Below are 24,922 nucleotides of genomic sequence, written 5' to 3'. Positions count from 1 at the left end.
ACTATAATTATGCCATTAGATGCTTATCTAACGCTTTTTATTTTTGCACTTACGGTTACTGGATTAATTGTTATTCAAGGAAGGCCTGTCGCTGTTTTTGGAGCGACACTTATTGCTTTGATAGCTTGTGATTTGGTCACTAAAGAACAATTTTTAACAAGCATTGCAAACCCTGGTTTAGTGACTTTAATTTTACTTGTATTGTGTTCTTTAGCACTTGAAAAAACACGTTTGTTAAGGGTTGTAGCATCTAAAATAATTGTAAGTAGCTATCATTCTACTTGGTTTAGGTTATTTGGAGTTACCACACTCTTTTCGTCTATTTTAAATAATACAGCAGTTGTTGCTACGTTACTTTCTCCTATACGAAACAATCCTCACCACTTTTCGAGCAAATTACTCTTACCTCTTTCCTATGCTTCTATTTTAGGTGGTACTTTAACGCTTATCGGAACTTCGACTAATTTGATTGTTAACTCAATGTATATTGAGGCTTCTGGACGTTCACTGTCGTTTTTTTCATTCACAGCAATTGGGGCTATTTTAGTTGTTAGTTGTGGTGTCGTTATGTATTTTTGTACAAATATGTTACCCAGTATTGAGCAAACAAAAGCGACATCTGAAGGGTATTTTATTGATGCTAAGGTAGCTGAAAACTCTGAACTTATAGGACGTTCAGTTGAAGCTAATGGTTTGAGGCATTTAGAGTCATTGTTTCTGGTTGAAATAGTGAGAGAGGGGCATTTAATTAGCCCTGTGTCTCCTTCGGAGGTTATACACTGCTCTGATAGGCTTATATTTTGCGGAGAAATAACTAAGTTACTTCAGCTTGGACAATTTACAGGTTTAGAGATTTTTGCTGAAAAAAACGGTACGTTAAATAGTAATTTAACTGAAGTAGTGGTTAGGCAGGAAAGTATTATTGTTGGTAAAACCTTAAAAACAACAGGGTTTAGGGCGTTATTTGATGCCGGTGTAGTTGCTATTAGACGCGATGGTGAGCAAGTCTCTGGAAAGCTAGGGGATGTTATTATTCGTTCAGGTGACTTTTTGGTTTTAGCTGTTGGCAAAGACTACAAAACAAGAACGAATATTAATAAAAACTTTTTAGTACTTTCTGGTGTTGAACCTGAATCAAGAATTAATGGGTGGCGTGCTTGGTTGTCTATTGGTGGGTTTATCGCAATTATTGTGCTGGCTGCTTTTGGCATCATAGATTTACTAGAAGGCTTAGTTTTATTGCTTGGAGGATTATTATTCTCTCGTAGTTTAACAACCAATGAAATAGTTAGACGTTTTCCGGTTGATATTTGGTTGGTTGTTTCATCGGCAATTTTGCTCTCAAATGCATTAGTTAATTCTGGTGTAGTAGGTACATTAGGCGATTTTATTGGTCAGTTTAACGATCCGAGCTATGTATATATTGCTTTAATTTTTGTTTATATAGCGACTTGGTTAATGACTGAGTTTGTTACTAATAACGCGGCGGCCGCGTTAATGTTTCCCATAGGTTATACCATTGCACTGGGGTTTGGAGTCGATGTACTGCCATTTGTTATGACAGTTGCTTTTGCTGCAAGCGGAAGTTTTATAAGCCCTTATGGTTATCAAACTAATTTAATGGTTTTTAACGCTGGTAATTATAGATTAAATGACTTTGTTAAAATGGGCTTACCTGTCAGTGTTGTTTATGCCGTGGTTGTTTTAGTTTGTATTCCGGTGTTTTTTCCGTTTAAGTAGACATGTAATACACTATAGTGTCACATTTTAAATTATATTACGTCGGTGCGAGGTTATCTCGGACCGTATAAGAATAAAGGTAAGGTATATTAATGAGCCAGGATGAAAATATAGTATGGCACACGCAAACGGTGTCACGAGAACAAAAGCAAGGTCATAAAGGACATAAGCCGGTTTTGCTTTGGTATACGGGATTGAGTGGCTCAGGTAAGTCGACTATTGCTAATGCGGTGGAATCAAAATTATTTGAATTAGGCTGCCATACTTATTTGTTAGATGGTGACAATGTTCGTATGGGCCTAAATAAAGGGCTTACATTTAGCGATGAAGACCGTATTGAAAATATTCGTCGTATTAGCGAAGTTGCTAAGTTGTTTGTTGATGCTGGCTTAATAGTGTCGACTGCATTTATTTCTCCATTTGCAACTGATCGTGCCCAGGCTCGCAGTATTATGGCTAAAGGTGAGTTTATTGAGGTGTTTATTGATACCCCAATAGAAGTATGTGAAAGCCGTGATCCTAAAGGTTTATACAAAAAAGCGAGGGCTGGTGAAATACCTAACTTTACGGGGATTAGCTCTGCGTTTGATGTACCAATATCACCAGAGATACATGTAAAAACAGCGCAGCAAAGTATTGATCAAAGCGTTGAACAGATCATTCAGTGTTTAAAAGAAAAAGAAGTTATAAAATTATAGGTGTTCAGATTTTAGATACCAGAATAATTGAAATATTAACCGCTGAGTGAAGCAAAGTGCTTTGACTTCTGACTTTGAGACTATTATGAAATACGATGTTTTTAATGGTGATGCTGATGGTATTATCGCATTACTTCAGTTACAACTCGCTAATCCGACAGACACAGTTAAAGTAACTGGGGTTAAGCGTGATATTCAGTTACTAAAAAAAGTAACACCACAATCAGGCGACTGTATTCGTGTGCTTGATATTTCAATGGAAAAAAATATGCCTGCTCTTCACGATGCATTAACGGCAGGCGCTAAGGTTATGTATGTTGACCATCACAAAGCAGGTGACATCCCTAATCATGCTAATTTATTTCCTCATATAGATCTGGATGCGAATATGTGCACCAGTTTAATTGTGAGTAATTTACTTGATAAGCAATTTCACTTATGGGCAATTACGGCTGCATATGGTGATAATTTATTTGCAAAGGCTGATGCAGAAGCTGATGAGTTAAAATTGACTGCACTGCAAAAATCGCAGCTAAAAGCATTTGGTACGTATATTAATTATAACGGTTACGGTAGTGAAGTTGCTGATTTACATTTTGCTCCTGAAGATCTTTATGAGCAGCTTTTGCAATATAAATCGCCACTAGATGCCATAAACGATGAAAACTCTGCTTACTATACTTTAGAGCGTGCTTATAAAGCTGATATGAAGAAAGCCGCAGGGGCCAAAGTCCTACATGATTGTAATACGGCAAAAGTTATTTTATTAGATGATGAACCTTGGGCACGTCGAGTTAGTGGTGTATTAGGCAATGATTTAGCTAACCAAGCTCCTACTAAAGCGCATGGTGTTGTTACAAGCAATAATAAAGGAAGTTACACTGTTAGTGTACGTGCTCCGCTTAGCAATAAGCAGGGAGCTGTTGATATATGTAGTAAGTTTGCAACAGGTGGTGGACGAGCGGCTGCTGCTGGAATTAATGAGCTGCCAGAGGCGCAACTTTCAAACTTTATAACTGAGCTAGTAGGTTACTATAAGTAATGTATTTAGATGAGTTCTAAATCTTATTTATAAAGTGAACACTTACAAAGTAAGTAATAGTTATCACCAAATAGGGCACAGAGAAGGCAAGGATAAGTAATTATTATTTTTCGGTGTAGCGCCTCGGTGTTCTCGGTGGTAAAAATTGTTTTAAAGGGTATAAGCGTAAGATTTTGATGTGCAATATCTACTTTTTAAGTAATTATAAAAACAAAATACGCGTCTTCTCTATATTAACTTTTATTACTCAACTGTTATTTTTATTCAGTTTACATATAAGCTCAAATTGCTAAGTAAAAATACTAAATTTAAATAAAATAAAGGACTACCCATGAAAGCTGTTATACCGGTTGCCGGGCTAGGCACACGTATGTTACCTATGACCAAGGCAATTCCAAAAGAAATGCTCCCAATTGTAGATAAACCATTAATTCAATATATCGTCAATGAATGTGTTTCTGCGGGTATAAAAGATATAGTATTGGTTACTCATAGCTCTAAAAATGCCATCGAAAACCACTTTGATACAAGCTATGAACTTGAAGCGACGCTTGAAAAGCGTGTAAAGCGTGCATTACTTGATGAAGTACGTTCAATTTGTCCATCTAATGTGACCGTTATGAGTGTACGCCAAGGTGAAGCGAAAGGGTTAGGGCATGCAATTTTGTGCGCTAAACCTATCGTCGGTAATAATGACTTTATAGTATTACTCCCTGACGTTATTTTAGATGCTTATACAGCGGACCAAAAAACTGAAAACCTAGCTGCGATGATTAAGCGTTTTAATGAGACTCGAGCTAGCCAAATTATGCTTGAACCTGTTGCGCGCGAAGATGTAAGTAAATACGGCATTGCTGATATTAGTGGTGTTGAGCTTACTCCAGGACAAAGTGCTGCAATTAAAACAATGGTTGAAAAACCAGATGAAGATGTCGCACCTTCAAACCTTGCAGTAGTAGGGCGTTATGTTTTAAGTAAAAATATATGGCCTTTATTAGCTAAAACGCCGGTTGGAGCTGGTGGCGAAATTCAACTGACCGATTCGATTGATGCGCTAATGATGCAAGAAACTGTAGAAGCATTTCATATGAGTGGTCGCTCGCATGATTGTGGCGACAAGCTTGGTTATCTTAAAGCTATTGTTGAATATGCAATGCGTGATGACAAATTAGGTAAAGACTTCAATGAGTTTTTAACTCAAGTAAAGAGCTAGGACTAATACGCTTAGTAAATTATTTACTAACTATAAGTTTAGATAAACAGCCTTATTTTAGTTATTTCTAAGGTGAGGTTGATTGTTTTTAAATGTTTATTAATGTTTATCTAAGTACAAATTAATTGAACGAGTTGTTTATTCGTTTTACTTTAGGTATCTGGTAAAATTCAAATGATTAAAACTATAAACTTTAAGGGAATAAAATGAAAATTGCCGTTGTAGGTACAGGCTATGTAGGCCTTTCTAACGCTATGCTGCTAGCACAGCACAACGAAGTGGTTGCATTAGACATAGACGAAAATAAAATTGCGCTTTTAAACAATAAGCAATCGCCTATTGTTGATACTGAGATTAGTGATTTTTTAACGCGCAGTGATTTAAACTTTACAGCCACGACTGATAAAGTAGCAGCATACAAAAACGCAGACTTTGTAATAATTGCTACACCAACCGATTATGATGTAGAAAACAATTACTTTAATACAAACTCAGTAGAGGCTGTAATTAAAGATGCAATAGCACATAACCCAAATGCGGTTATGGTTATTAAGTCGACGATACCAGTTGGTTTTACGCAAAATGTTAAAGAGACGTTGGGTATTAGTAATTTAATATTTTCACCTGAGTTTTTACGTGAAGGTAAAGCGCTGCACGATAACTTATATCCATCACGCATTGTCGTAGGTGAGCAAAGTGAACGTGCTAGTGTGTTTGCTAACCTTCTTAAGCAAGGTGCTATCAAAGAAGATATTGAAGTACTTTTTACCGACTCAACAGAAGCTGAAGCTATTAAGTTATTCTCAAATACTTATTTAGCAATGCGTGTGGCTTATTTTAATGAGCTTGATAGCTACGCTGAAGCACATGGTTTAAACAGTAAGCAAATTATACAGGGTGTTAGTTTAGACCCACGTATTGGTGATCATTACAATAACCCATCGTTTGGATATGGTGGTTACTGCTTACCAAAAGATACAAAGCAGCTTAGAGCTAATTATGCAAATGTACCTAATAATATTATTGGTGCAATTGTAGATGCTAATACGACGCGTAAAGACTTTATTGCGGACTCAATAATTAAACGCAACCCTAAAGTGGTTGGCGTGTATCGTTTAGTAATGAAAACAGGGTCTGATAACTTCAGAGCCTCTGCCATTCAAGGCATTATGAAGCGCATTAAAGCGAAAGGTATTGAGGTAGTAGTTTACGAACCAGTACTTGAAGAAAATGAGTTTTATCATTCACGTGTTATTAAAGACTTAAATGAGTTTAAGCAGATATCTGATGTTGTCGTTTCAAACCGCATGGTTGAAGAGCTAAGTGATATTGCAGACAAAGTTTATACGCGCGATTTGTTTGGTAGTGATTAACCAATAAAGGCTATTATCTTCTTATTTTTTGATATTTATGTAACCCCGTAACTGTATGTACGGGGTTTTTTATTTATATAATGCGACTATGATTTGGCAGATATGCCGCACTTTTAACTCGCTACTGTAATTTAGGTGCAAGGCTAATGACTACTGTTATTAATTAAAGTTGGCAGTAACACCTAATTTAGCAAATGAGTCACCGTATACATCTTCACCGCCATAAAAATCCACACCCCAGCTTTTAGCTCCCCAAACTGCTCTAGAAAGCTTTCTATTATAAGTTACTTGTAACTCATAACTGGTCGTATAATCATCACCTTTGTTTTTTAAAACACGGAATGTAGTTTGTAGACTCTCTTTTCGATTTAATTGCCAGTTCCAATTTAAGCTAACAGCCTTAGCTGCAACGTAGTCGTCGTAGATATGCTCATCACCAGCCCAATGGCCAATTACATTGCCGTTATTTCTATTTCCATCTAGGTATATGCCATTGGCATACCAAAGTTCTTGCCAGTTACTGTGTTCGATACGTAAACTGTGTTTATCGCTGATAAATGGAAGAAATAAACCAAAGCTATATGCATTATTACGATCCCCTCCAAGAGTGTCTTCTAATGCTACTTCGGCATATAGTTCATAGGGGGTATTATAAAGTGTGTCTGAATACTCAAAAGCAATAGCACCTAGTTGATCACCTAATTCAAAGTTAACGTCGTTTGTGTCATCTTCGCCAACATTATCTTTGGTACCTGGGCTAAAAAAACCTTCAGCAAAATCTTTTAGTGACACATCTCTTGGTCCCCCCCCGAACTGCATGAGACGACTTAAACTAACAGTCAGATTGTCAGTTACTGCTAAGCTAGTATGTAGGCCGAATAAGTAAGGTTTCCCGGGTTCATATTCTCGATCCTCTGCGTTTTCCGCTCTTTTGTTTTTTAAAATACCTCTTTGCTCAGAGAGTTGAGTAATAAACATGTCATATCGAATATTAAAGCTAGTTATGGGGGTTACATTACTTATGGATATAGATGGAGTTGTTTCGGCTTGTGTACTGAGTAACATTGCGCTGCTGTTAAAAGGTGAATACCAATGCTCTCTATAACCGATATCGAGTTGTGCATATTTGAAGCCTAAGTACATGATACTTTGCGTTAGTAATATTTCATCCTCGTTGGCTATACCCACAGCACTGATACCGAAGTAATCACCAAAATTAGAATAAGCACCACCTTCAACTATTAGGTTTGTTTTTGTTGTTTGACCACGTTGATTTGGTATGTTTTTTTCATTCGTTCCTGCTGATAAAGTTACTTTCGCAAGAGTGGTTGCGCTTGATTGTATATAAGGATTAATTTGATAAGTAAGGGTGTGATAAAGTTCAGGATAATCATATTTTATAGTTTGTAGTACTCGATAGATATCGTGAGATTTATAAGGCTTACTCATTATATGTGTATTTTTGCTTACTGCTAAAAGTTGTTGTACTAAGTGCTCAAGTTCTGGGGCTTGATTTAAAGGTAAATAAGGTGACACGCCACCTTTAGCAACAGCATTTGCACTGATTGCCATCCCGATAAACAGTGATATTTTTTTGAGCATAATTATTCCGTTAGCAAAAATTTGTTTAAGTAAAAACGTTAACGCGAGGTTAGCAATAAACGCCTAAGTAAGGAAGAAAAAAGCGATATATTAGTGGTTGGTAATTGGTGTATGTAAGTTGTAGGTGAGGTTTGACGCCTCGCTTTTGGTAAAGTTAAGTTAGATGAGCGCGAAGTAAATTCGCACCTACGGGGTGTGTATATTGTAGGTGAGGTTTTATACCTCGCTTTGGTAGAGTTAAATTACATGAGCGCGAAGTAAATTCGCACCTACAGGAAGCATATGCTGTAGGTGAGGTTTTGTACCTCGCTTTTGATAAAGTTAGGTTAGATGAGCGCGAAGTAAATTCGCATCGATAGGGTGTGTATATGTTGTAGGTGAGGTTTTATACCTAGCTTTTTATTGTATATAAATACAATCCCAGTAAGGGTATGAAGCAATTTTATCGACAATTTTAGCCCGCAAAGGATTAGCAATAATATATCTAGCATTGTTCAGTAAATCGTTTTCATTTTTAATCATGTGATCATAGTAGTTACGTTGCCATAATTTATACATACCTAAATCGTCACGGGTTACTTTAGAGCAACGGCCTTTAAATAACTTAATTACATCGGACAGCGCTTTTTTATTTCCTAATTGAATTAGCCAATGTATATGATTTGGCATAATTACAAATGCTATTGTTTTAGCTGCTTCTTGCGTTTCTATCTTTTTCATTTCTGTGATTATCAAACGATTAATATCCATAGAAATAAATATGTTTTCTCTTTTGTGCGCCACTAGTGTGATTGAGTAAAATTGATTTGTTAATGATACTCTGCCTTTTCGCAATAAATCAGAACGATACATTTTTACAGTCTTTCAATACTTTTTATTAAAGGTAGCAGAGGTTTCAAATTAAGAGAGCGCGAAGTAAAGTTAGGTTAGATGAGCGCGAAGTAAATTCGCACCTACAGGGTGCATATATTGTAGGTGAGGTTTTATACCTCGCTTTTGATAAAGTTAAGTTAGATGAGCGCGAAGTAAATTCGCACCTACAGGGTGCATATATTGTAGGTGAGGTTTTATTACCTCGCTTTGGTAACGTTAAGTTAGATGAGGCGAAGTAAATTCGCACCTATAGGGGGCATATATTGTAGGTGAGGTTTTATACCTCGCTTTTGGTAAGGTTAAATTTGGTGAGCGCGAAGTAAATTCGCACCTACAGGATGCATATATCGTAGGTGAGGTTTTATACCTCGCTTTTGGTAAAGTTAAATTAGAAGAGTGCGAAGTAAATTCGCACCTACAGGGTGTATATATTGTAGGTGAGGTTTTATACCTCGCTTTTGGTAAGGTTAAATTTGATGAGCGCGAAGTAAATTCGCATCGATAGGTTGGTATATGCTGTAGGTAAAGTTTTACATCTCGCTTTTAAAGTCCAGATAAACGAAAACCCCGATGGTACATAGTATCATCGGGGTTTTTTAATCGTTTTAGTAAACCTAAACTTTAAATTCGTCTACCGACAAGCGAAGCTCTTCGGCCAGTTTTGCTACTTCTGAACTTGAGATATTAGTTTGGTTTGCGCCTTCGGCTGTTTGCTCTGCAATGGCTACAATCGACTCAAGGCGTTCGCTAATTTCTTGCGCTACTTGTTGTTGCTCAAGTGCGGCGGTCGAAATTTCTTCACTCACGTCGTGAGCTTGCGAAACCGCAAATGTAATAGAATCAAGAGCGCTACTTGCTAGGTCGGTTTGCTCAACACACGATACCGCACGTTGCTTACCTTTACTCATTGCTGTTACGGCAGCTTCTGCGCCTGTTTGAAGAGACTCAATCATTGATTGTATCTCTTGGGTCGACTCTTGAGTTTTACTTGCTAGAGAGCGTACTTCGTCTGCTACAACAGCAAAGCCTCGGCCATATTCACCAGCACGTGCCGCTTCAATTGCGGCATTTAGTGCAAGTAGGTTAGTTTGATCCGCTATTCCGCGTATTACATCTAAAATGCTGCCAATTGATGCGCTATCTTGGTGTAGTTTATTAATTACTTGTGAGGCGTCGTCTACTTCACGTGCTAACTGTTCAATCGTGGCTTTATTGTTATTCGAAATACCTTTAACGCGCTCAGCTTCTTTATCAGCATTTTTAATTTCGCTAAGTGCTTGTTGAGCGCTGTTGCTAACCGTTTGCGATGTACTGCTCATTTCGGTTGTTGCAGTGGCGGCTTGTTCAACTTGTGCTTGTTGGTTACGAATTGCTTGGCTTGATTCGGCTGTAATTGCAGATGTTTGTTCTGATGCTGCAGCTAACTGAGTAGAGCGCGAAATAATGCCTTTAATGAGACTGCGTAAGTTATCAATTAAGGTGTTACAACTTTTAGATAGTTCGCCAAATTCGTCTTTAGCGCTGTCGTCTAAACGTTGTGTCATGTCGCCACTGGCAACAATATCTAAAATTCGGTTAACTTCAGCAAGTGGTTTAGTAATACGGCTAACAGTAATAATAGCAATCGCTACAGCTAAAAGGGTGGCTATAATCATACCAACCCACGTCCATAAGTTTGCTGAGTCTACGTCGCTGCGTACGCCTTGCTGTAATTTAAAGGCAACGTCACTTGCTTGATTAACTAACTCATCAATTTGGTTAAGTGCCATTTTGGTAGCTTGCTCTGACTGGGCAAGCTCAGATTCTGTTAGGGTAATAGAGTCAATTAATCGTTTTTTGTTTGCAGCTAAACCACTACTACCTTTTATATTGTTTTCTAAAGTATCAACATTTTCTTTTAAGCTTGAGTATAAATCGCTATGAGTTTGCTCAATAGCCGGTTTAATTAAGGCAATGGTACGCGTTACTTCTTCTAGGTAATAGGTTTGCTCGTTTTTAACAATATCGAGTGTATTAAGCGTTTTAACAGTTAGCATATCAGTGCTGTTACTTACCACTGACATAAAGTTATTTTCTAAATTGTTTGCAGCTTGATAAGCACGAGGGTGGTTTTGCTCAAAGCCATCAATGTCAATAATATCGAGTACAACAGAGTTGGCATCTTCTGCACTCAGCTCTATATTTTCTAATTGTGCTTTTAATGTTTTGTTTAATGCTAGCTGTTTGCTTTTATCTTCTAATAAGCTTTCAACTGTGCTTAAAAAGCTTAAGTAGGTTTTTTCTACATTTTGGCTACTTTGATTAAGCGTTGCATCATTTTTTACTACGTCTTGAAGTTCGCGATGAAGGGTATTGAATAACTGCTTTTGCTCAAGAACTTGTTTTTTAATGGGGGCTAGTTCATTTGCAGAAGTAGTGTAAAAACTCGCTTGAGCGGCTTTACTCATTAAAATAAATTCGGCTTGTAGTTCTGAGCTTTTATTTAGTGCTGGAAGTGATAGTTGGTTCACTTTTTGAGTGGAGCGGTCAATATTTGCAATTTTTATTAAGGAGTTACCACCAATTATTAATAATAATAGTGTGATAAATATAAAACCACCCCAAATACGTTGGCTTACTGTCAGGTTCATAAGATTTCCACTCAAAAGTACTTCAATTAAGACTTATCGGCGTTTGTACCAATAAGTTAAGTAATTAAAATCAATTACTTTAACTAATTTTAACTATTAATTGATAAATCTAACAGATGTACTGTTTTTTTTCAGTTTATTTAGACGAAAGGTGGGATTTTTCGATAATTACTTTTTTAGTACTTAGCTCCATTAGGGTCATGGTGTTACCCCACACACAGCCTGTATCTAAGGCGTGAACCCGTGGATTATCTGTTTTACCTTCAAGCGCCGCCCAGTGGCCAAAAATAATATCGTGTTTAGTTTTAGCAATATTAGGATGGTTAAACCAGGGGGTTAATGTTTGGCTATCGGTTATTGCACCCTTTGCATTAAGCTCGAGTGTGTTATCACTTGTTAAAAAGCGCATGCGGGTAAAATAATTAACTATGTATCTAAATTTTGCAAAGTCATCAAGATTGCTTGACCACTTTGCAGGGTGAGGTTGATACATGTGTTCAAAAAATGCTTTCGCGTTATTTGATTGATAACAGCTTTGTGCAAATTGCGCGTGTTTTAGTGCATTTTCAATAGACCAATCGGGATTTAATCCTGCATGAGATATAAAGCAGTTATGTTTTATAAGCTCTAGAGCCAATGGCTGGGTTTGTAAAAAAGCGATGTAATGCGCTAATTTTGGGCTTTCAAATATTGGGTTTAGTTTATCTTTTGGATTGGTAGGTTTGTTAAGAAAGTAGCAGGCAACCATGTGGAGGTCGTGATTGCCTAAAGTGATGGTCATGCTATTTTGATGTTGGTAAATATAGTCTAAGCAAGCTAGGGAGTCTGGCCCGCGGGCAACGATGTCGCCAACTAAATAAAGGTGATCTTTGCTTGGATTAAAATCAACCCGTTGCAAAAGGGTGTTAAATTCACTAAAACACCCTTGTAAATCACCTATCGCATAATCTGCCATCTAAGCGCTTAATGCAAAATGTTAGGGCAAGCCAAACGAAACACATTAATAGGCGCCTGAAACTCAGAGCCAAATTCGTTGCGTAACGTGTAGTGGCCTTGCATTGTGCCTACAGGTGTATCTAAAATTGCACCGCTGGTGTATTTATAGCTTTCGCCTGGGCCAATGTCTGGCATTTCGCCAACAACGCCTTCACCTTCTACTACTACTTCTTTGCCATTGGCATCGGTAATTAACCAATAGCGGCTTAGTAATTTTGCACTGCATAAACTATGGTTTTTAATTGTTACCGAGTAAGCAAATACGTATTTTTCAAGCTCAGGTTGAGATTGACCTTCTACGTAAAATGTTTCTACAGATACCTTTACAGGTGATCCAATATTACTGCTTGTTGTCATAAATCCAGTTAGCTATATCAATAAATTGTTGTAAAGATAAGCGCTCAGCACGCAGCGTTATATCAATGCCAATGCTAGTAAGCTCTTCAGCAGTTAGTAAATTACCTAAACTGTTACGCAGTGTTTTACGGCGTTGATTAAAGGCTTCTAAACACACTGTGTTTAATATTTTAACGCTTTTTGCTGTACGTTGCTCTGGCTTTTTAGGTATTAAACGTATAACAGCAGAGTCAACTTTTGGCGCTGGTTTAAAGCACTCAGGTGGTACTTCAACAACCGGCATTGCATTACAGTAGTATTGAGTCATTACGCTTAAGCGGCCAAATGTTTTACTACCTGGGCCTGCTACCATGCGTTTTACTACTTCTTTTTGAAGCATAAAGTGCATGTGCTCAATATGATCTGAAAATTCAAAAAGATGAAACAATAACGGTGTCGAAATGTTGTAAGGTAGATTACCAAACACTTTTAATTTTTTGTCATCGCGAACCAAGCTTGCAAAGTCAAACGTCATTGCATCGCCTTGGTTAACGGTTAATTTAGGACCCAAAAATGGGTGTTCAATTAATCGCTGCGCTAAATCTTTATCTAATTCAACAACCGTTAAATGGCCGCTTAATTCGGCTACTGGCTCAGTGATTGCGCCAAGGCCAGGGCCAATTTCTACTAGGTTGTCTTCTGGTTTAGGATCGATCGCAGAGACTATTTTGTCGATGATAGATTCATCAAATAAAAAGTTTTGCCCAAAACGCTTACGAGCGCGGTGTCCTAAATGTACTTTATCGGTCATTGATTTTGTGCTTTTTCTTGGGCGAGCTTAATTGCTTCGCGGATCGCTAATTCAAAACTGCCAACGTCAGCTGTACCAGTCCCTGCTAAATCGAGTGCAGTACCGTGGTCAACTGATGTGCGGATAAATGGTAAGCCAAGGGTAATATTTACCGATTTACCAAATCCCTTGTATTTTAGCACAGGTAATCCCTGATCGTGATACATAGCAAGCACTGCATCTGCTTCAGATAGGTATTTATCTTGAAATAAGGTATCGGCCGGTAGTGGGCCAATTAAATTCATACCTTCGCTTCTAAGTATCTCAAGCGTTGGCGTGATTGTTTCTATTTCTTCACGACCTAAATGACCATCTTCACCGGCATGCGGATTTAAGCCACACACTAAAATACGTGGTTTTTCTATACCAAACTTAGTTTGTAAGTCGTGATTTAAAATACCCGCTACTTTAGTTAAACGCTCAGGTGTAATTGCACGCGATACATACGCTAGTGGAATATGCGTGGTTACAAGTGCAACGCGTAAGCCCTCTGTTGCAAGCATCATAACTACATCAGCAGTATTTGATTGCTGCGCAAAGTACTCAGTGTGCCCACTAAACGAAATACCTGCTTTGTTAATTATGCCTTTGTGAACCGGGCCTGTAACAACTGCATCGAAGGTGCCATCCATGTTTTTTTCGCTTGCTATACGCAAGGTATCTAACACGTATTGTCCGTTACCGTCGTTTAGTACGCCAAGTTCTACATCAACCCCTAAATCAACCTGATGAATATACAAGCTGCCAGCAGGTGCTGCGATGGCTGGGGCATTATCATCAAATTCAATTAAGTTTATTGTTAAGCCTAAATGTTTTGCGCGCTCTTTTAATAGTTTGCCATCGGCAATCGCTATAAGTTGAGCGTCCCACGCTTGCTGAGCAAGCGTGAGTAGCAAATCTGGGCCAATACCGGCTGGTTCACCCGGTGTAATAGCAATTCTTAGAGTCATATTTATTGGTCTGCTGTGAAAATTTCAACGTGAGCTTGCTCGCGCATTTCTTGCTGCCAGTTAAAACTTTCTTCCTTAAATTTACGGTTAAACAACATACCGTGAGCACGGTTACGTTTAGCTAGCTCAGTTTTATCAGCTACACGTTTACCAAGTAACTGCACAATATGCCAACCAAACTGTGTTCTAAACGGTTCGCTTATTTCGTCTTGCTTAAGAGAAAGCAGAGTATCTTTAAACGCAGGTACGTAAGTTGTTGGATCAGTCCAATCGTATTCGCCACCTTTAAGTGCAGAGCCTGGATCTTCTGAGTATTCTTTAGCTAACTTGCCAAAGTCGGCAGTTCCTGCGCGTAAATCTTTTGCAAAGCCAGCAAGCATAGAGCGTGCTTTTTCTTCACTTAAAATAATCGAAGGTTTAATTAGTATATGGCGTGAACGCACTTCAGTTGTTTCTACAACTTGTAGGCCACGAACATCTTGTACTTTAATGATATGAAAACCGGCACCAGAGCGAAGAGGGCCAACAATAGCGCCTTTCTTTTGGCCTTTTACTGCTTCAGCAAAAAGCGATGGCATTTCGTTAATGCCCATGTAACCAAGCTGTCCACCTTCAAGTGCTTTAGAGCCGCTTGATGATGAAATAGCAATACGCTTAAATTCTTGGCCATCGTTTAATAGCTCAATAACTTTATCTGCGCGTGTTTTTGCGCCAGCAATTTCGTCAGCGTTCGCATCGTTAGGGATATCTATTAAAATATGACCTATGTCGTACTCTTCAGCACTTTGACCTTGGGTTTCCATAATTTTTAAAAGGTTATCAACTTCTTGCTCGCTAATATAAATACGGCGATCGACACTTGCACGTGTTACTTGCTGCGTTGTTATTTCTTTACGAATTTCTTCACGGTAAGCTTGAAAGCTTTCACCCGAACCTTCAATAGTACGGCGTAAATCGGCAATTGTTCCGCCTTGCTCTTGTGCCATGCTTGCAAGAGTTTGATCGAGTTGGCTGTCTGAGATTTGTAATCCCATACGTTCAGCCATTTGTATCATAAGGGCTTGATTAACTAAACGCTCAACAGCTTGTACACGAAGAGTTTCATCTTTTGGTAATTGCTGGTTTTGTTCTTCGGCTTGCTTTTTAACACGATTAATAATGGTGTCTACTTCGCTTTTTAAAATTACGCCTTGGTTTACAACGCCAATAACTTTATCTATTTCTACTGGTGCGGCCATTGCACTTTGACAAAGGCTGGCACTTAAAACTGCTGATGTTAATAATTTTTTTAAATTCATATTCTTTTTACTACTCTTGCTGATAGTACTGTTGTGATACTAGTTACTAAGAAAATACGGTCTACGATAGCCAAAAATACCTTGTTGTAATAATTTTTGTGCATCATAACGGCTTTTACTGCCAAGTCCTTTTAATACAAAATTCAAACTAATACCTGAATCAAAAGTTGCTTGTTCTTGGCCTATTGATTGATTTAAATCTGTTTCAATTTGGCGGTGCCCAGTAATTTGGATAGCCCAACAGCATGATTCATACTGTAATCCGCTCAATACTTCGATACTTCTGTTGTTTTCAAGATCTCGATGATAGCTTGCAATAAATTGCCATTCGTCGCTAATAGGAATACTTGTAAATACACCTGCTTGCTCGATTGTATTTCCTGAGACATCATTTGCATAGCGATGGTTCAATTGTACTAGCTGATTATTATCACCTTTATAATCAAGTGTTACATTTGACTGTACCATTTGCTTGCCATCTGTATCGTATTGAATACCTCCAGCGAGGTACCAACGGCGGTGCCAATGTAACATGGTTTGAGCTGCAAATAGTGCATTATAATTAGTGTCTGAGTTCAAGCCTTGCTCTGTTGGCTTGGCATCGTCACTTAAATAAAATATTTGGCCGGCACTAAAATTAAATACTTCTTCTTGTTTTTTATCAAATAGGCGCGTTGTAGCACCTAAAGTAAACTGATTCGCTGCTGCTATGCGGTCAACACCCGAAAAGCGCACGTCTCTAAATAAACCATAATAATCGTCTTGTAGCTTGGTTGTATCAAACAAGCCAATGTCTGACTGGTCTTTATTAGGTGTATATAAATATTGAATTTGCGGCTCTAGTGTTTGTATAGCATCTTCAAAAAAGTAAGATGCGTCACGCTCAAAATTAAGCTGAGAATACAAACGTACTTTAGGAATAGTACGCGATACGGTATCGCTGTATTGCGTGCCTGTTAAGTTTCCGCTTTGCTTATAATTAGTTTGCAATAAGCTCACTTCAGATAAAAATGACCACGCATGCGTTGCGTAGTTGTAGCGGGCTTTTGGCTCTACGTGTACACGTGTTGCGTTGTCTATGGCCACTTCTGATGAATCATTAGTAAAATGGCTAATCTCGCCCGACACACTAAAATCAAAATTATCAAAACGCCAAGGCGCAGTTTGCGTAAAATTAATTTGTGGTACCGCAGTGTATGACTCTAAGTGATCGCCCAATACTTCAAAGTTTTGTACTTTAATATCGGTGCGCCATGTTTCACCCAAATGAGTTAGTGAACCAGTACGATAAAGCTGTGTATCGGTTTTACTGGCATAATTTGAGCTTAAATCGGTGATGTAGTTATCATCGCTCACATTGGTTACATCAACGTTTGCGCGCCAGTTTTCACCCAGATAACTTTGCTGTTGCCAATGAAATATATAGCGTTCATTCAAGTCTGGCTCTGAATCATCACTATCTAAATATTCAATTCCTACTAAGCCTTCGTGTTGCTCTGTTAGGTATCTAAATTCGGTTTGTAATTGCAGCCCTTTATTAGACATATAACGAGGCGTAATAGTGGCATCAAAATTAGGTGCAATATTTAAATAGTACGGCGTAATTGTTTCAAGGCCGTATTTATCAGAGCTTGAAATAGTCGGGGTAAGTAAACCCGATTTACGGCGTTCATCTAGCGGGAATGTAAAATAAGGTAAATATAAAACCGGTGTATCGAGAATACGTAATACGGCGTTATATGTTTCGCCCCAGCCTTCTTCGCGTGAAAGGTTTATTTCGTCAGCTTCAATTTCCCATACTGGGGTGTCACTTGGGCAAGTAGTAAAGCTTGCATTCATGAGTAATAGGCCAGACTGATTAACAGTGAGCTTTTCAGCGCCGCCTTTACCTTGTTGTTCGGTTAGGCTGTAGTCGGCGCCTAACAAACTGACTTCTGAATTATTTAAATCGGCATTTAATCCGGTGCTGTTTACTTTACTTACGTAATCTTGATAAGTAATTGGCCCCGTTGCATTTAATAAACCACGCTGTTTGTCTATCAACGCAGTTTGTGCGGACAAACTCATCTTAAGGGTGTTAATATCAACATTGCCGGTAAATTCAGCGCTTTGAGTGCCAAGTAGCTCAACATCATCAGCTTGAATATCAACTTCACCAAGGTTAAGGCCTTCAAGTGGTTGCCAAGCTCTGGTTTGCATTGAAATGCCACAAAGATTGTGTGCCAGTTCAGTTTCGGCAAGCGATGGTGCGCTAACTACGCTTAGCATCAATATGCCCCAGGTTTTGCTCATTTATCGACCTTAATACTGTGTGTTTAATATAATATACACATAATAAAGGAAAATAATGGCAATTACAGTAATTGACCTAATTAACTTAGTGAAAAATAGATATCTTATAAAATGACACGCTTTGAGAATTTACAACAATTTATAAACACACAGCTTAATGCCAAGTCGCATACTTTAAACGCGATCACGGGTGATGCTAGTTTTCGCCGTTATTACCGTTTAAATCACGATAATAAGCATTTAATAGTGATGGACTCAGATCCAAAAAAAGTGAATAACGAACCTTACATTTCGCTAAATCAGGTGTTTGTTGAACAAGGTTTTTTACTTCCTACTATTATTGCAAGTGATGAAAAGCAGGGCTTTTTTGTTCTTAGTGATTTAGGGAGTACGCACCTAGCTGACATGCTTGATGATGCAAACCGCACCGAGCACTATCAAGCACTAATTAGTTTAAGTGCTCAATGGGCTAAAACGCCCACAGCTCCTGCTATGCAAGCGTACAACGAAGATTTTATAAAGCTAGAGCTTGATATATTTAGCCAGTGGTTAGTGAGTGACTTTATTAATGAGCCACTAAGCGCAGAACAAAACGTAATGTGGAAAACAAGTTCAGAGCTATTAATAAAGGCCATGCTTGAGCAACCCACTGTTACCGTTCATCGTGATTACCATAGCCGTAATATTATGAACAGTAACGGCCAGTGGGCAATTATAGATTATCAAGATGCTGTACGCGGGCCGCTTTGCTACGATTTAGTATCGCTACTACGCGATTGCTACTTTAAATTGCCAGAACAAGAATTAACAAGTTTACTTGATTTTGCTTATCAAGAATTTATGGCTCAAAATCTACTGGCTAACACTTCATTTGATGAGTTTAAATATTGGTTTGATTTAACCGGATTACAGCGCCACTTAAAGGCTGCGGGTATATTTTGTCGATTATATTTGCGCGACGGTAAAACAGGTTATTTAGATAATATTCTACCGACTCTTGATTACATTATTGAAGTAGCGGCAAATTACCCAGAGCTTAAAGCATTGAGTGAGTGGACAAAAAATACCATAGTGCCAAAAGTGACTGAAAAGTTGGCAAAGGAGCGCTCATGAAAGCGATGATTTTAGCTGCAGGGCGCGGACAGCGTATGATGCCGCTTACGCAAAATATGCCAAAGCCAATGTTAAAAGTGGCAGAAAAACCACTTATTGAGCACCATATAAATAATCTTAAAGCTGCCGGCATTACCGATATTGTAATAAACCTTGCGTGGCAGGGTGATAAAATAAAAGACTATTTTAAAGATGGCAGTCAATTTGGCGTAAATATACTTTATAGCCAAGAAGTTGAAGGTGGCCTTGAAACGGCCGGCGGTATTATTGAAGCGTTACCGCTGTTGGGCGACTCGTTCATTGTAGTAAATGGCGATGTATACACAGATTATGATGTAAGTGCGCTAATGCAACTTCATTTACAACCCGGCGAGGCGCACATAGTGCTTATAGAAAACCCGCCACACAATCCAGATGGCGACTTTGCATTGAGCCATTTATCGGCCGAGAGTCAAAAATATACATTTTCAGGGATTGGCCGGTATCAGGCTGATTTTTTTAAAGGATTAACGCAAGGTATTCGCCCTTTAGGGCCTATTTTACGTGAAAAGCTAAATGAACATTTAGTCTCAACTGAGCTCTATATAGGGCAGTGGGATGACATTGGTACACCAGAGCGTTTAAACCAATTAAACACGCGCCTTGAGGCGTAATAACTCAATTTTTAAGAAGGCAGTATTATAGATGTGGGGAAAAATTCTCGGTTTTTGTTTTGGCTTTATGTTTGGCAAAATATTTGGTGCCATTTTAGGTTTATACCTAGGTCATTTATTTGATAAAAGCTTAAAAAATAACTTTGATAAAGCAGGTGGTTTTTCTAGCTTATTTAGTGGTGACGATGTTCACGAGCGCCAAGCTTTATTCTTTTCAAGCTGCTTTGCTGTCATGGGGCACATTGCGAAGTCGAATGGTCGAGTCAGCGAAGTACATATAAAAGCGGCTAACTTGTTTATGGATGAAATGGGCTTAAAGGGCGAAGAACGCCGCGAAGCACAACATGCATTTCAGTCAGGTAAAGAGAGCGACTTTTCACTTAAAGAAACAGTACACGATTTTAAAGAACGCTTTGCTAAACGAAACGATCTAATACAGTTGTTTTTAGAAATACAAATTCAAATGGCATTTTCTGACGGGGTATTAGCCGAACAAGAAAAGCAATTATTAGCAGAAGTAAGTAAACAGTTAGGTATTTCTAAAACACGTTTTGCATTTGTATTAAAGCGCTACCAAGCAGAGTTTAACTTTAGAAAGCAACAACAGCAGTTTAATCAGCAGCAACAAAACCAAGGTCAAAGTAGTAGTTACCGTGAAGGTTCTGGGCACCATGTACCGCCAAATAATAACATGAACCGTGCGCAAGCATTGGCGTTATTAGGTTTAAATAGCGATGCAACGCAGCGTGATATAAAAGTAGCGTACCGTAAACTTATGTCGCAACACCACCCTGATAAGTTAGTGTCGCAAGGCCTACCAAAACACATGATGGAACTGGCTGTTAAAAAGAGCCAAGATATTCAAGCTGCTTATGAGTATTTAAAAAAGTCGGCGTAAAAAACCGTCTATTTCTTTTGTTAGGCGTGCGTGTTGATCGGGTTGATCGCGCAGGCCAAACAACTGGCGTTGGCGGTAATCAAACTTTGCATTTCGGTTAACCCAGCGCTGACGATTTTTAAGGCTCATTAAAATGTCTGTGCTGTCATTTGCGTAGTAAATATCAAGCAAAGCGGGTGCAACAAGTGATGCCGTTTGGCTCAAGCTTTCGTTACGCTTGGTATTAGGTAGATAACTGCTTAAACTTATAAACGCATCCAGTCTCTCATCTGGAAAATCTGCATAGTACTCCAACAACACACCCGCACTCGTGCCTTGTGCTATAACCACTATATTACTCGAATCTTCCATAGCGGTTTGATACAGCGCATTAAAACGAGAGATGAGATTTATTTTATAGTTATCAAGTATGTCGTCAGTTACTTTTTCAATTACATTAACGTAATGAGGTTCTTCTTTTACTTTTGCAGGCTGCGATTGGGCGTTTGCTGTTGTGTCGGACGATGCAGGTTCCTCGGCGTTACTCGGCGCAGCTTCGGTTTCGCTGGGCGTTGTTTCTGCCATTTTACTAGTTTGCCAATCAATGTCGGGCACTGTCATTGCGTAGGTGCTGTAACCTAAATTATTAAGCTCTTTACGCAAGTAACTCATGCCTGAGTTATTGGTAGGTGAAGAGTGCCAATCGGGTATAAGTAATACGACTCCTCTAAAATCAGCGCTCATATATTCGCTATAAAGACTTAAAAATTCTGTTTCACCCGCTAATATTGGTTTTATTTCATCGCTTGGAAGAAGTCGCTCAATGTCGCTATTTTCAATACTTGATAGGCTAGGTGGGGCAATATGTTCCGCCGCGCTGATAGGGTTAGCTAAAAGTAGCGCACAGCTGAGCTGTATATAAAAAGCGCCTTTTAAAAACCGTGAAAATAGCATAACGCACCTAACTAATGACAATTAGTTAGGTATCGGCAAGGTTATCTAAAAGTTTAATGTATAGAGCGAATTAGCTAGTAAATTTGAACCTTTAAAACTCTAATTCGGCTTCAAAAGTAAGTACTTGCTCAGTTACAGGGTGCTTTAATTGCAGCATTTGTGCATGTAATTGTAAGCGAGGAGCGGCAGCAAGTGCCTCTTTGTGGGCGTAAAGTCTATCACCTAAAATAGGATGACCAAGGCTTAACATATGCACACGTAGTTGATGCGAGCGACCAGTGATGGGAGTTAGCTCTACACGGGTTGCATTTTCTTCACGCTCAAGTATTTTGAAATGCGTAAGCGAAGGTTTACCTCTGTCGTGATCAACCATTTGTTTTGGGCGATTAGGCCAATCACAAATAAGGGGTAAATCTACTGATCCTGTTTCAGCTTCAAGTTGTCCGTATACACGTGCTATGTAACGTTTAGCTGTTTCGCGCTCTTGAAACTGCATACTTAAATGTCTGTGTGCTGCTTTATTCATGGCAAGGCACAGTATGCCAGAAGTCGCCATATCTAAGCGGTGCACTATTCTTGCTGTTGGAAAAACACGATTAACACGATTAATTAAGCTGTCGGCATGTTTAGGATCTTTACCTGGGACAGTTAATAACTCACTTGGTTTATTAACTATCAGTAAGTCGTCATCCTGAAAAAGTATCGTTAAATACGGACTCATAGGGGGATTGTAATTAACTAACACGGCCGACCTTAGTAATTTTGAAGGTCGCTATTTTAGTAGAGCAGGCCAACAGGCTCAAGTAAAAGTTTGGCTATATTGTTTTAGTTAGGGCGTGTTGAACGTTGGTGGTTGAATTTGCAGTAGTATGTTTGGTTTTTAGGCAAGGCAGAGCCTATGTAGTGTGGTTATTCCCCATAATTAGGCGATAACGCAGCATAAATGCCAAACATGCTCTGCCCTTTGGGTTCTTTCTAGGGGCGATTAACTCTTTGTTGCTCGATTTTTACTTAGCCCACTAGGTTACAAACCTCGCGCCGCGATTAAATCGCCCCTAGATTGAACAAATTTCAATCCACAAAGTTCAACACGCCCTAGTATATCCAAACTTAGGCTCCTTTAAAGCACTTTTATAGCTTAATTTCTTGCGCTGTTAATAATCGATATTCACCACTAGCCAAGTTTTCATCTAGGGTAATTTCCGCAATTTGCTCGCGATGCAGCTCAACTACTTTGTTATCTACCGCGTAAAGCATACGCTTAACTTGATGATACTTTCCTTCACTTATTGATAAACGTAGGCCGTAATTAGCAAGTCGTTCGGCAATAGCTGGGCGGGTTAAATCTTTTTCGTTATGCAGCATGACACCTGTGCGTAATTGCTCAAGGGCTTCATCGGTAATCGGCTCTTGAGTTTCTACTAGGTAGGTTTTAAATTTATTGCTTTTAGGTGCCGTAATTTTATGTGACCAATCACCATCATTAGTAATAATAACTAACCCTGTCGTATCTATATCAAGACGACCTGCCACATGAAAGTCACTCATATTTGGCTCATCAAGTAAGTCAAAAACGGTTTTATGTAGCTCGTCACTGTTAGCACATACATAGCCAACAGGTTTATTTAGCATGTAATAGCGCTTACCTAAAAATACCAAAGGCGCACCTTGGTGCAGTACTTCATCTTGCTGGGCTAGCTGAAAATTATGTGATGTGATTACTTCGCCATTAACGCTTACTTCTTTTCGCTTAATACTCGCGCGAGCTTGGGTACGCGGTATTTCAGCTAAGTGGCTAATAAATTTATCTAAGCGGCAAGGGAATTTCATTTTGGTTCACATTTTTAGTCGGCTACAATGGGCGCGATTATAGCCGATAGTGAAATACCATGACAGTGCACAGCACACAAATTTTAAGCCTTTACCAAGCAAAAATAGACACAGGTGAACTGTGTTTTGATGCTGCGCAGCAAAATGCAGTGGAAGCTTTAAATACGCTAAGCGAGCAACTTCAAGCTCACACATCATGGTGGCAAAAAGCGACTTTAATAAAAGGTGTTTATTTATACGGACCCGTAGGGCGTGGTAAATCCATGTTAATGGATTTATTTTATAAAAACCTACCTATTGAGCAAAAGCAGCGGCTGCATTTTCATCATTTTATAGCACAAGTGCATGCCCAACTTTCGCAGCTACAAGGTCAAAAAAATCCACTCATTCTAATTGCAAAACAGTGGGCTAAAAATATTCGTGTATTGTGTTTTGACGAGTTTTTTGTGAGCGACATTGGCGATGCCATGATTATGGCCAGATTGTTCAATGCGTTGTTTGAACAAGGTGTTGTGCTGGTGGCCACATCGAACGCAAAGCCAGAGCAGCTTTATTACAACGGCCTGCAACGGCCGCGATTTTTACCTACTATCGATTTAATTAATAGTCATTGCCATATAATTAGCGTGGCAGGGGAGGACGATCACCGTTTTAGATATGGTAAAAACAGTCGTCACTATTTTATTAATTTATCAAATCACGATTTTAAAAATGAGTTTTTAGCTTCGTATCCAGTAGTAACATGTAGCAATACAATTACTGTGCATGGGCGCGATTTACCTTATTTATTAAGAGCCGATAACGCCTTGATGATTGATTTTATGGCGCTATGTTCAGGCCCACGTAGTGCTAACGATTATATGTTTTTAGCAACGCAATTTGATGTGTTATATGTATCGAACGTGCCGCAAATGGGTGTTAAAGCAACGGGTAAAGTTATTGTGCATGGCATTGAAGATAGCTACCAACGCGAAAAGCAAACGCTTGATGAGCACACTTTTGACGACGAAGCACGGCGGTTTATTGCCTTAGTAGATGAGTTTTACGATTGCCATAAATTGCTAGTGATAAATGCAGAAACCGACATTGAACATTTATATAAAGGTAAAAAGTTGAGCTTTGAATATGCACGCACGCGATCACGGATAGTCGAAATGCAAAATTGGTAACGCTTTAAAATATATTGTAAACGAGCTTGCTCACGTGAGAAGCGCAGCTCCCTCTAAACCTCTTTGTGAATAAATCACTTAAAATCTCATTGCACAAAGAGAAGCAAAAGAGGAGTAAATGAGAAGACATTAAAACAATAGTAATTATGTATTTTTACTTCTCTAAAGCGAAGCGCCCTCTAAACCTCTTTGTGAATAAATCACTTAAGATCTTATTGCACAATGAGGAGTAAATGAGAAAACATTAAAGCATAGAAATTACGAGCTTTGCTCGTCACAGCCAGCAAGCTGTGCGTCTACAAGTCAGTTTAACCACGGCGTCAAATTTTACCGGTAGGCGTAGAGCTTGCTCACGCGAAAAGCGCAGCTTTTAATATTTATAACTGCTTACTTATTGGTTTCTCTAAAGCGAAGCGCCCTCTAAACCTCTTTG

Annotated in this window: 21 protein-coding genes; 9 read left to right on the top strand and 12 right to left on the bottom strand. The window is 38.8% G+C overall.

The genetic code is table 11. From position 1 onward, the window contains the following. Positions 1 to 9 precede the first annotated feature (9 nt). The 5 genes from GQR39_RS01865 (at position 10) to GQR39_RS01845 (ending at position 6,066) form a co-directional block, all read left to right on the top strand. Positions 10 to 1,740, top strand: coding sequence for an SLC13 family permease (locus tag GQR39_RS01865; protein WP_165734685.1), 1,731 nt, complete (start codon positions 10 to 12; stop codon positions 1,738 to 1,740). A 92-nt stretch (positions 1,741 to 1,832) separates the two neighbouring features. Continuing rightward, a complete protein-coding gene (gene cysC, locus GQR39_RS01860; protein ID WP_165734662.1) occupies positions 1,833 to 2,438 on the top strand; it encodes an adenylyl-sulfate kinase in 606 nt (201 codons plus the stop codon). An 85-nt stretch (positions 2,439 to 2,523) separates the two neighbouring features. Continuing rightward, positions 2,524 to 3,480, top strand: coding sequence for a DHH family phosphoesterase (locus GQR39_RS01855; RefSeq protein WP_165734661.1), 957 nt, complete (start codon positions 2,524 to 2,526; stop codon positions 3,478 to 3,480). A 331-nt stretch (positions 3,481 to 3,811) separates the two neighbouring features. Next, positions 3,812 to 4,693, top strand: a complete 882-nt coding sequence (gene galU / locus GQR39_RS01850; RefSeq protein ID WP_165734660.1) for a UTP--glucose-1-phosphate uridylyltransferase GalU — start codon at positions 3,812 to 3,814, stop codon at positions 4,691 to 4,693. A 206-nt stretch (positions 4,694 to 4,899) separates the two neighbouring features. Beyond that, complete coding sequence (locus GQR39_RS01845; RefSeq protein ID WP_165734659.1) at positions 4,900 to 6,066, top strand: nucleotide sugar dehydrogenase; 1,167 nt, start codon at positions 4,900 to 4,902, stop codon at positions 6,064 to 6,066. 159 nt (positions 6,067 to 6,225) lie between these two features. Here GQR39_RS01845 and GQR39_RS01840 read toward each other — a convergent pair whose 3' ends face one another. The 9 genes from GQR39_RS01840 to lptD all read right to left on the bottom strand — a co-directional run bounded on the left by GQR39_RS01840 (position 6,226) and on the right by lptD (position 17,893). Beyond that, positions 6,226 to 7,668 (bottom strand): capsule assembly Wzi family protein, encoded by a 1,443-nt coding sequence (locus tag GQR39_RS01840; protein ID WP_165734658.1) that lies wholly within the window; start codon positions 7,666 to 7,668, stop codon positions 6,226 to 6,228. 399 nt (positions 7,669 to 8,067) lie between these two features. Further along, a complete protein-coding gene (locus GQR39_RS01835) occupies positions 8,068 to 8,520 on the bottom strand; it encodes a transposase (RefSeq protein WP_165734657.1) in 453 nt (150 codons plus the stop codon). 635 nt (positions 8,521 to 9,155) lie between these two features. Continuing rightward, positions 9,156 to 11,171 (bottom strand): methyl-accepting chemotaxis protein, encoded by a 2,016-nt coding sequence (locus tag GQR39_RS01830; RefSeq protein WP_101163650.1) that lies wholly within the window; start codon positions 11,169 to 11,171, stop codon positions 9,156 to 9,158. A gap of 136 nt (positions 11,172 to 11,307) precedes the next feature. Beyond that, positions 11,308 to 12,126, bottom strand: coding sequence for a symmetrical bis(5'-nucleosyl)-tetraphosphatase (locus GQR39_RS01825; RefSeq protein ID WP_165734656.1), 819 nt, complete (start codon positions 12,124 to 12,126; stop codon positions 11,308 to 11,310). An 8-nt stretch (positions 12,127 to 12,134) separates the two neighbouring features. Continuing rightward, positions 12,135 to 12,524: a Co2+/Mg2+ efflux protein ApaG gene (gene apaG / locus GQR39_RS01820; protein ID WP_007585091.1), complete on the bottom strand. Its 390-nt coding sequence runs from the start codon at positions 12,522 to 12,524 to the stop codon at positions 12,135 to 12,137. Beyond that, positions 12,508 to 13,314, bottom strand: a complete 807-nt coding sequence (gene rsmA, locus GQR39_RS01815) for a 16S rRNA (adenine(1518)-N(6)/adenine(1519)-N(6))-dimethyltransferase RsmA (RefSeq protein WP_007585090.1) — start codon at positions 13,312 to 13,314, stop codon at positions 12,508 to 12,510. The genes apaG and rsmA overlap by 17 nt, the downstream gene beginning before the upstream one ends. Next, positions 13,311 to 14,303 (bottom strand): 4-hydroxythreonine-4-phosphate dehydrogenase PdxA, encoded by a 993-nt coding sequence (pdxA, locus tag GQR39_RS01810; protein WP_165721167.1) that lies wholly within the window; start codon positions 14,301 to 14,303, stop codon positions 13,311 to 13,313. The genes rsmA and pdxA overlap by 4 nt, the downstream gene beginning before the upstream one ends. 2 nt (positions 14,304 to 14,305) lie before the next feature. Next, positions 14,306 to 15,601, bottom strand: a complete 1,296-nt coding sequence (surA, locus tag GQR39_RS01805) for a peptidylprolyl isomerase SurA (protein ID WP_007585086.1) — start codon at positions 15,599 to 15,601, stop codon at positions 14,306 to 14,308. A gap of 39 nt (positions 15,602 to 15,640) precedes the next feature. Beyond that, the gene (gene lptD, locus GQR39_RS01800; protein ID WP_165734655.1) at positions 15,641 to 17,893 is read right to left on the bottom strand and encodes an LPS assembly protein LptD; all 2,253 of its coding nucleotides are present in this window, start codon (positions 17,891 to 17,893) and stop codon (positions 15,641 to 15,643) included. 111 nt (positions 17,894 to 18,004) lie between these two features. Here lptD and GQR39_RS01795 point away from each other — a divergent pair, with 111 nt between their 5' ends. The 3 genes from GQR39_RS01795 to djlA are packed head-to-tail and all read left to right on the top strand — an operon-like array spanning position 18,005 to position 20,557. Then, positions 18,005 to 19,006, top strand: coding sequence for a phosphotransferase (locus GQR39_RS01795; RefSeq protein ID WP_165734654.1), 1,002 nt, complete (start codon positions 18,005 to 18,007; stop codon positions 19,004 to 19,006). Beyond that, on the top strand, positions 19,003 to 19,659 hold the full coding sequence (gene murU / locus GQR39_RS01790) for an N-acetylmuramate alpha-1-phosphate uridylyltransferase MurU (RefSeq protein ID WP_165734653.1): 657 nt from the start codon (positions 19,003 to 19,005) through the stop codon (positions 19,657 to 19,659). Before GQR39_RS01795 ends, murU begins: the two co-directional genes overlap by 4 nt. Before the next feature lie 31 nt (positions 19,660 to 19,690). Then, complete coding sequence (gene djlA, locus GQR39_RS01785; RefSeq protein WP_165734652.1) at positions 19,691 to 20,557, top strand: co-chaperone DjlA; 867 nt, start codon at positions 19,691 to 19,693, stop codon at positions 20,555 to 20,557. Here the strand turns inward: djlA and GQR39_RS01780 are convergent. From GQR39_RS01780 to rsuA, 3 genes are all read right to left on the bottom strand, one after another. Next, positions 20,540 to 21,490, bottom strand: a complete 951-nt coding sequence (locus GQR39_RS01780) for a DUF3530 family protein (RefSeq protein WP_165734651.1) — start codon at positions 21,488 to 21,490, stop codon at positions 20,540 to 20,542. The genes djlA and GQR39_RS01780 overlap by 18 nt on opposite strands. Positions 21,491 to 21,581: 91 nt before the next feature. After that, positions 21,582 to 22,235 carry a bifunctional tRNA pseudouridine(32) synthase/23S rRNA pseudouridine(746) synthase RluA gene (rluA, locus tag GQR39_RS01775; RefSeq protein ID WP_024589793.1) on the bottom strand — a complete coding sequence of 218 codons (654 nt, stop codon included), beginning with the start codon at positions 22,233 to 22,235 and terminating at the stop codon, positions 21,582 to 21,584. A gap of 386 nt (positions 22,236 to 22,621) precedes the next feature. Next, positions 22,622 to 23,320: a 16S rRNA pseudouridine(516) synthase RsuA gene (gene rsuA / locus GQR39_RS01770; protein ID WP_165734650.1), complete on the bottom strand. Its 699-nt coding sequence runs from the start codon at positions 23,318 to 23,320 to the stop codon at positions 22,622 to 22,624. A gap of 59 nt (positions 23,321 to 23,379) precedes the next feature. On the opposite strand from rsuA, the gene zapE reads away from it, so the two are divergent. Further along, positions 23,380 to 24,489, top strand: a complete 1,110-nt coding sequence (gene zapE / locus GQR39_RS01765; RefSeq protein ID WP_165734649.1) for a cell division protein ZapE — start codon at positions 23,380 to 23,382, stop codon at positions 24,487 to 24,489. The last annotated feature ends 433 nt before the right edge of the window (positions 24,490 to 24,922 follow it).

Origin of the sequence: Pseudoalteromonas sp. C8 (assembly GCF_011378685.1) — a bacterium.
GTDB classification, from domain to species: Bacteria; Pseudomonadota; Gammaproteobacteria; order Enterobacterales; family Alteromonadaceae; genus Pseudoalteromonas; species Pseudoalteromonas arctica.
This window is presented reverse-complemented; position numbering and strand designations above follow the sequence as displayed.

Coding starts and splice junctions, on each gene's coding strand:
- GQR39_RS01865 (WP_165734685.1), top strand. CDS start 10: ATGCCATTAGATGCTTATCTAACGCTTTTTATTTTTGCACTTACGGTT.
- cysC (WP_165734662.1), top strand. CDS start 1,833: ATGAGCCAGGATGAAAATATAGTATGGCACACGCAAACGGTGTCACGA.
- GQR39_RS01855 (WP_165734661.1), top strand. CDS start 2,524: ATGAAATACGATGTTTTTAATGGTGATGCTGATGGTATTATCGCATTA.
- galU (WP_165734660.1), top strand. CDS start 3,812: ATGAAAGCTGTTATACCGGTTGCCGGGCTAGGCACACGTATGTTACCT.
- GQR39_RS01845 (WP_165734659.1), top strand. CDS start 4,900: ATGAAAATTGCCGTTGTAGGTACAGGCTATGTAGGCCTTTCTAACGCT.
- GQR39_RS01840 (WP_165734658.1), bottom strand. CDS start 7,668: ATGCTCAAAAAAATATCACTGTTTATCGGGATGGCAATCAGTGCAAAT.
- GQR39_RS01835 (WP_165734657.1), bottom strand. CDS start 8,520: ATGTATCGTTCTGATTTATTGCGAAAAGGCAGAGTATCATTAACAAAT.
- GQR39_RS01830 (WP_101163650.1), bottom strand. CDS start 11,171: ATGAACCTGACAGTAAGCCAACGTATTTGGGGTGGTTTTATATTTATC.
- GQR39_RS01825 (WP_165734656.1), bottom strand. CDS start 12,126: ATGGCAGATTATGCGATAGGTGATTTACAAGGGTGTTTTAGTGAATTT.
- apaG (WP_007585091.1), bottom strand. CDS start 12,524: ATGACAACAAGCAGTAATATTGGATCACCTGTAAAGGTATCTGTAGAA.
- rsmA (WP_007585090.1), bottom strand. CDS start 13,314: ATGACCGATAAAGTACATTTAGGACACCGCGCTCGTAAGCGTTTTGGG.
- pdxA (WP_165721167.1), bottom strand. CDS start 14,303: ATGACTCTAAGAATTGCTATTACACCGGGTGAACCAGCCGGTATTGGC.
- surA (WP_007585086.1), bottom strand. CDS start 15,601: ATGAATTTAAAAAAATTATTAACATCAGCAGTTTTAAGTGCCAGCCTT.
- lptD (WP_165734655.1), bottom strand. CDS start 17,893: ATGAGCAAAACCTGGGGCATATTGATGCTAAGCGTAGTTAGCGCACCA.
- GQR39_RS01795 (WP_165734654.1), top strand. CDS start 18,005: ATGACACGCTTTGAGAATTTACAACAATTTATAAACACACAGCTTAAT.
- murU (WP_165734653.1), top strand. CDS start 19,003: ATGAAAGCGATGATTTTAGCTGCAGGGCGCGGACAGCGTATGATGCCG.
- djlA (WP_165734652.1), top strand. CDS start 19,691: ATGTGGGGAAAAATTCTCGGTTTTTGTTTTGGCTTTATGTTTGGCAAA.
- GQR39_RS01780 (WP_165734651.1), bottom strand. CDS start 21,490: ATGCTATTTTCACGGTTTTTAAAAGGCGCTTTTTATATACAGCTCAGC.
- rsuA (WP_165734650.1), bottom strand. CDS start 23,320: ATGAAATTCCCTTGCCGCTTAGATAAATTTATTAGCCACTTAGCTGAA.
- zapE (WP_165734649.1), top strand. CDS start 23,380: ATGACAGTGCACAGCACACAAATTTTAAGCCTTTACCAAGCAAAAATA.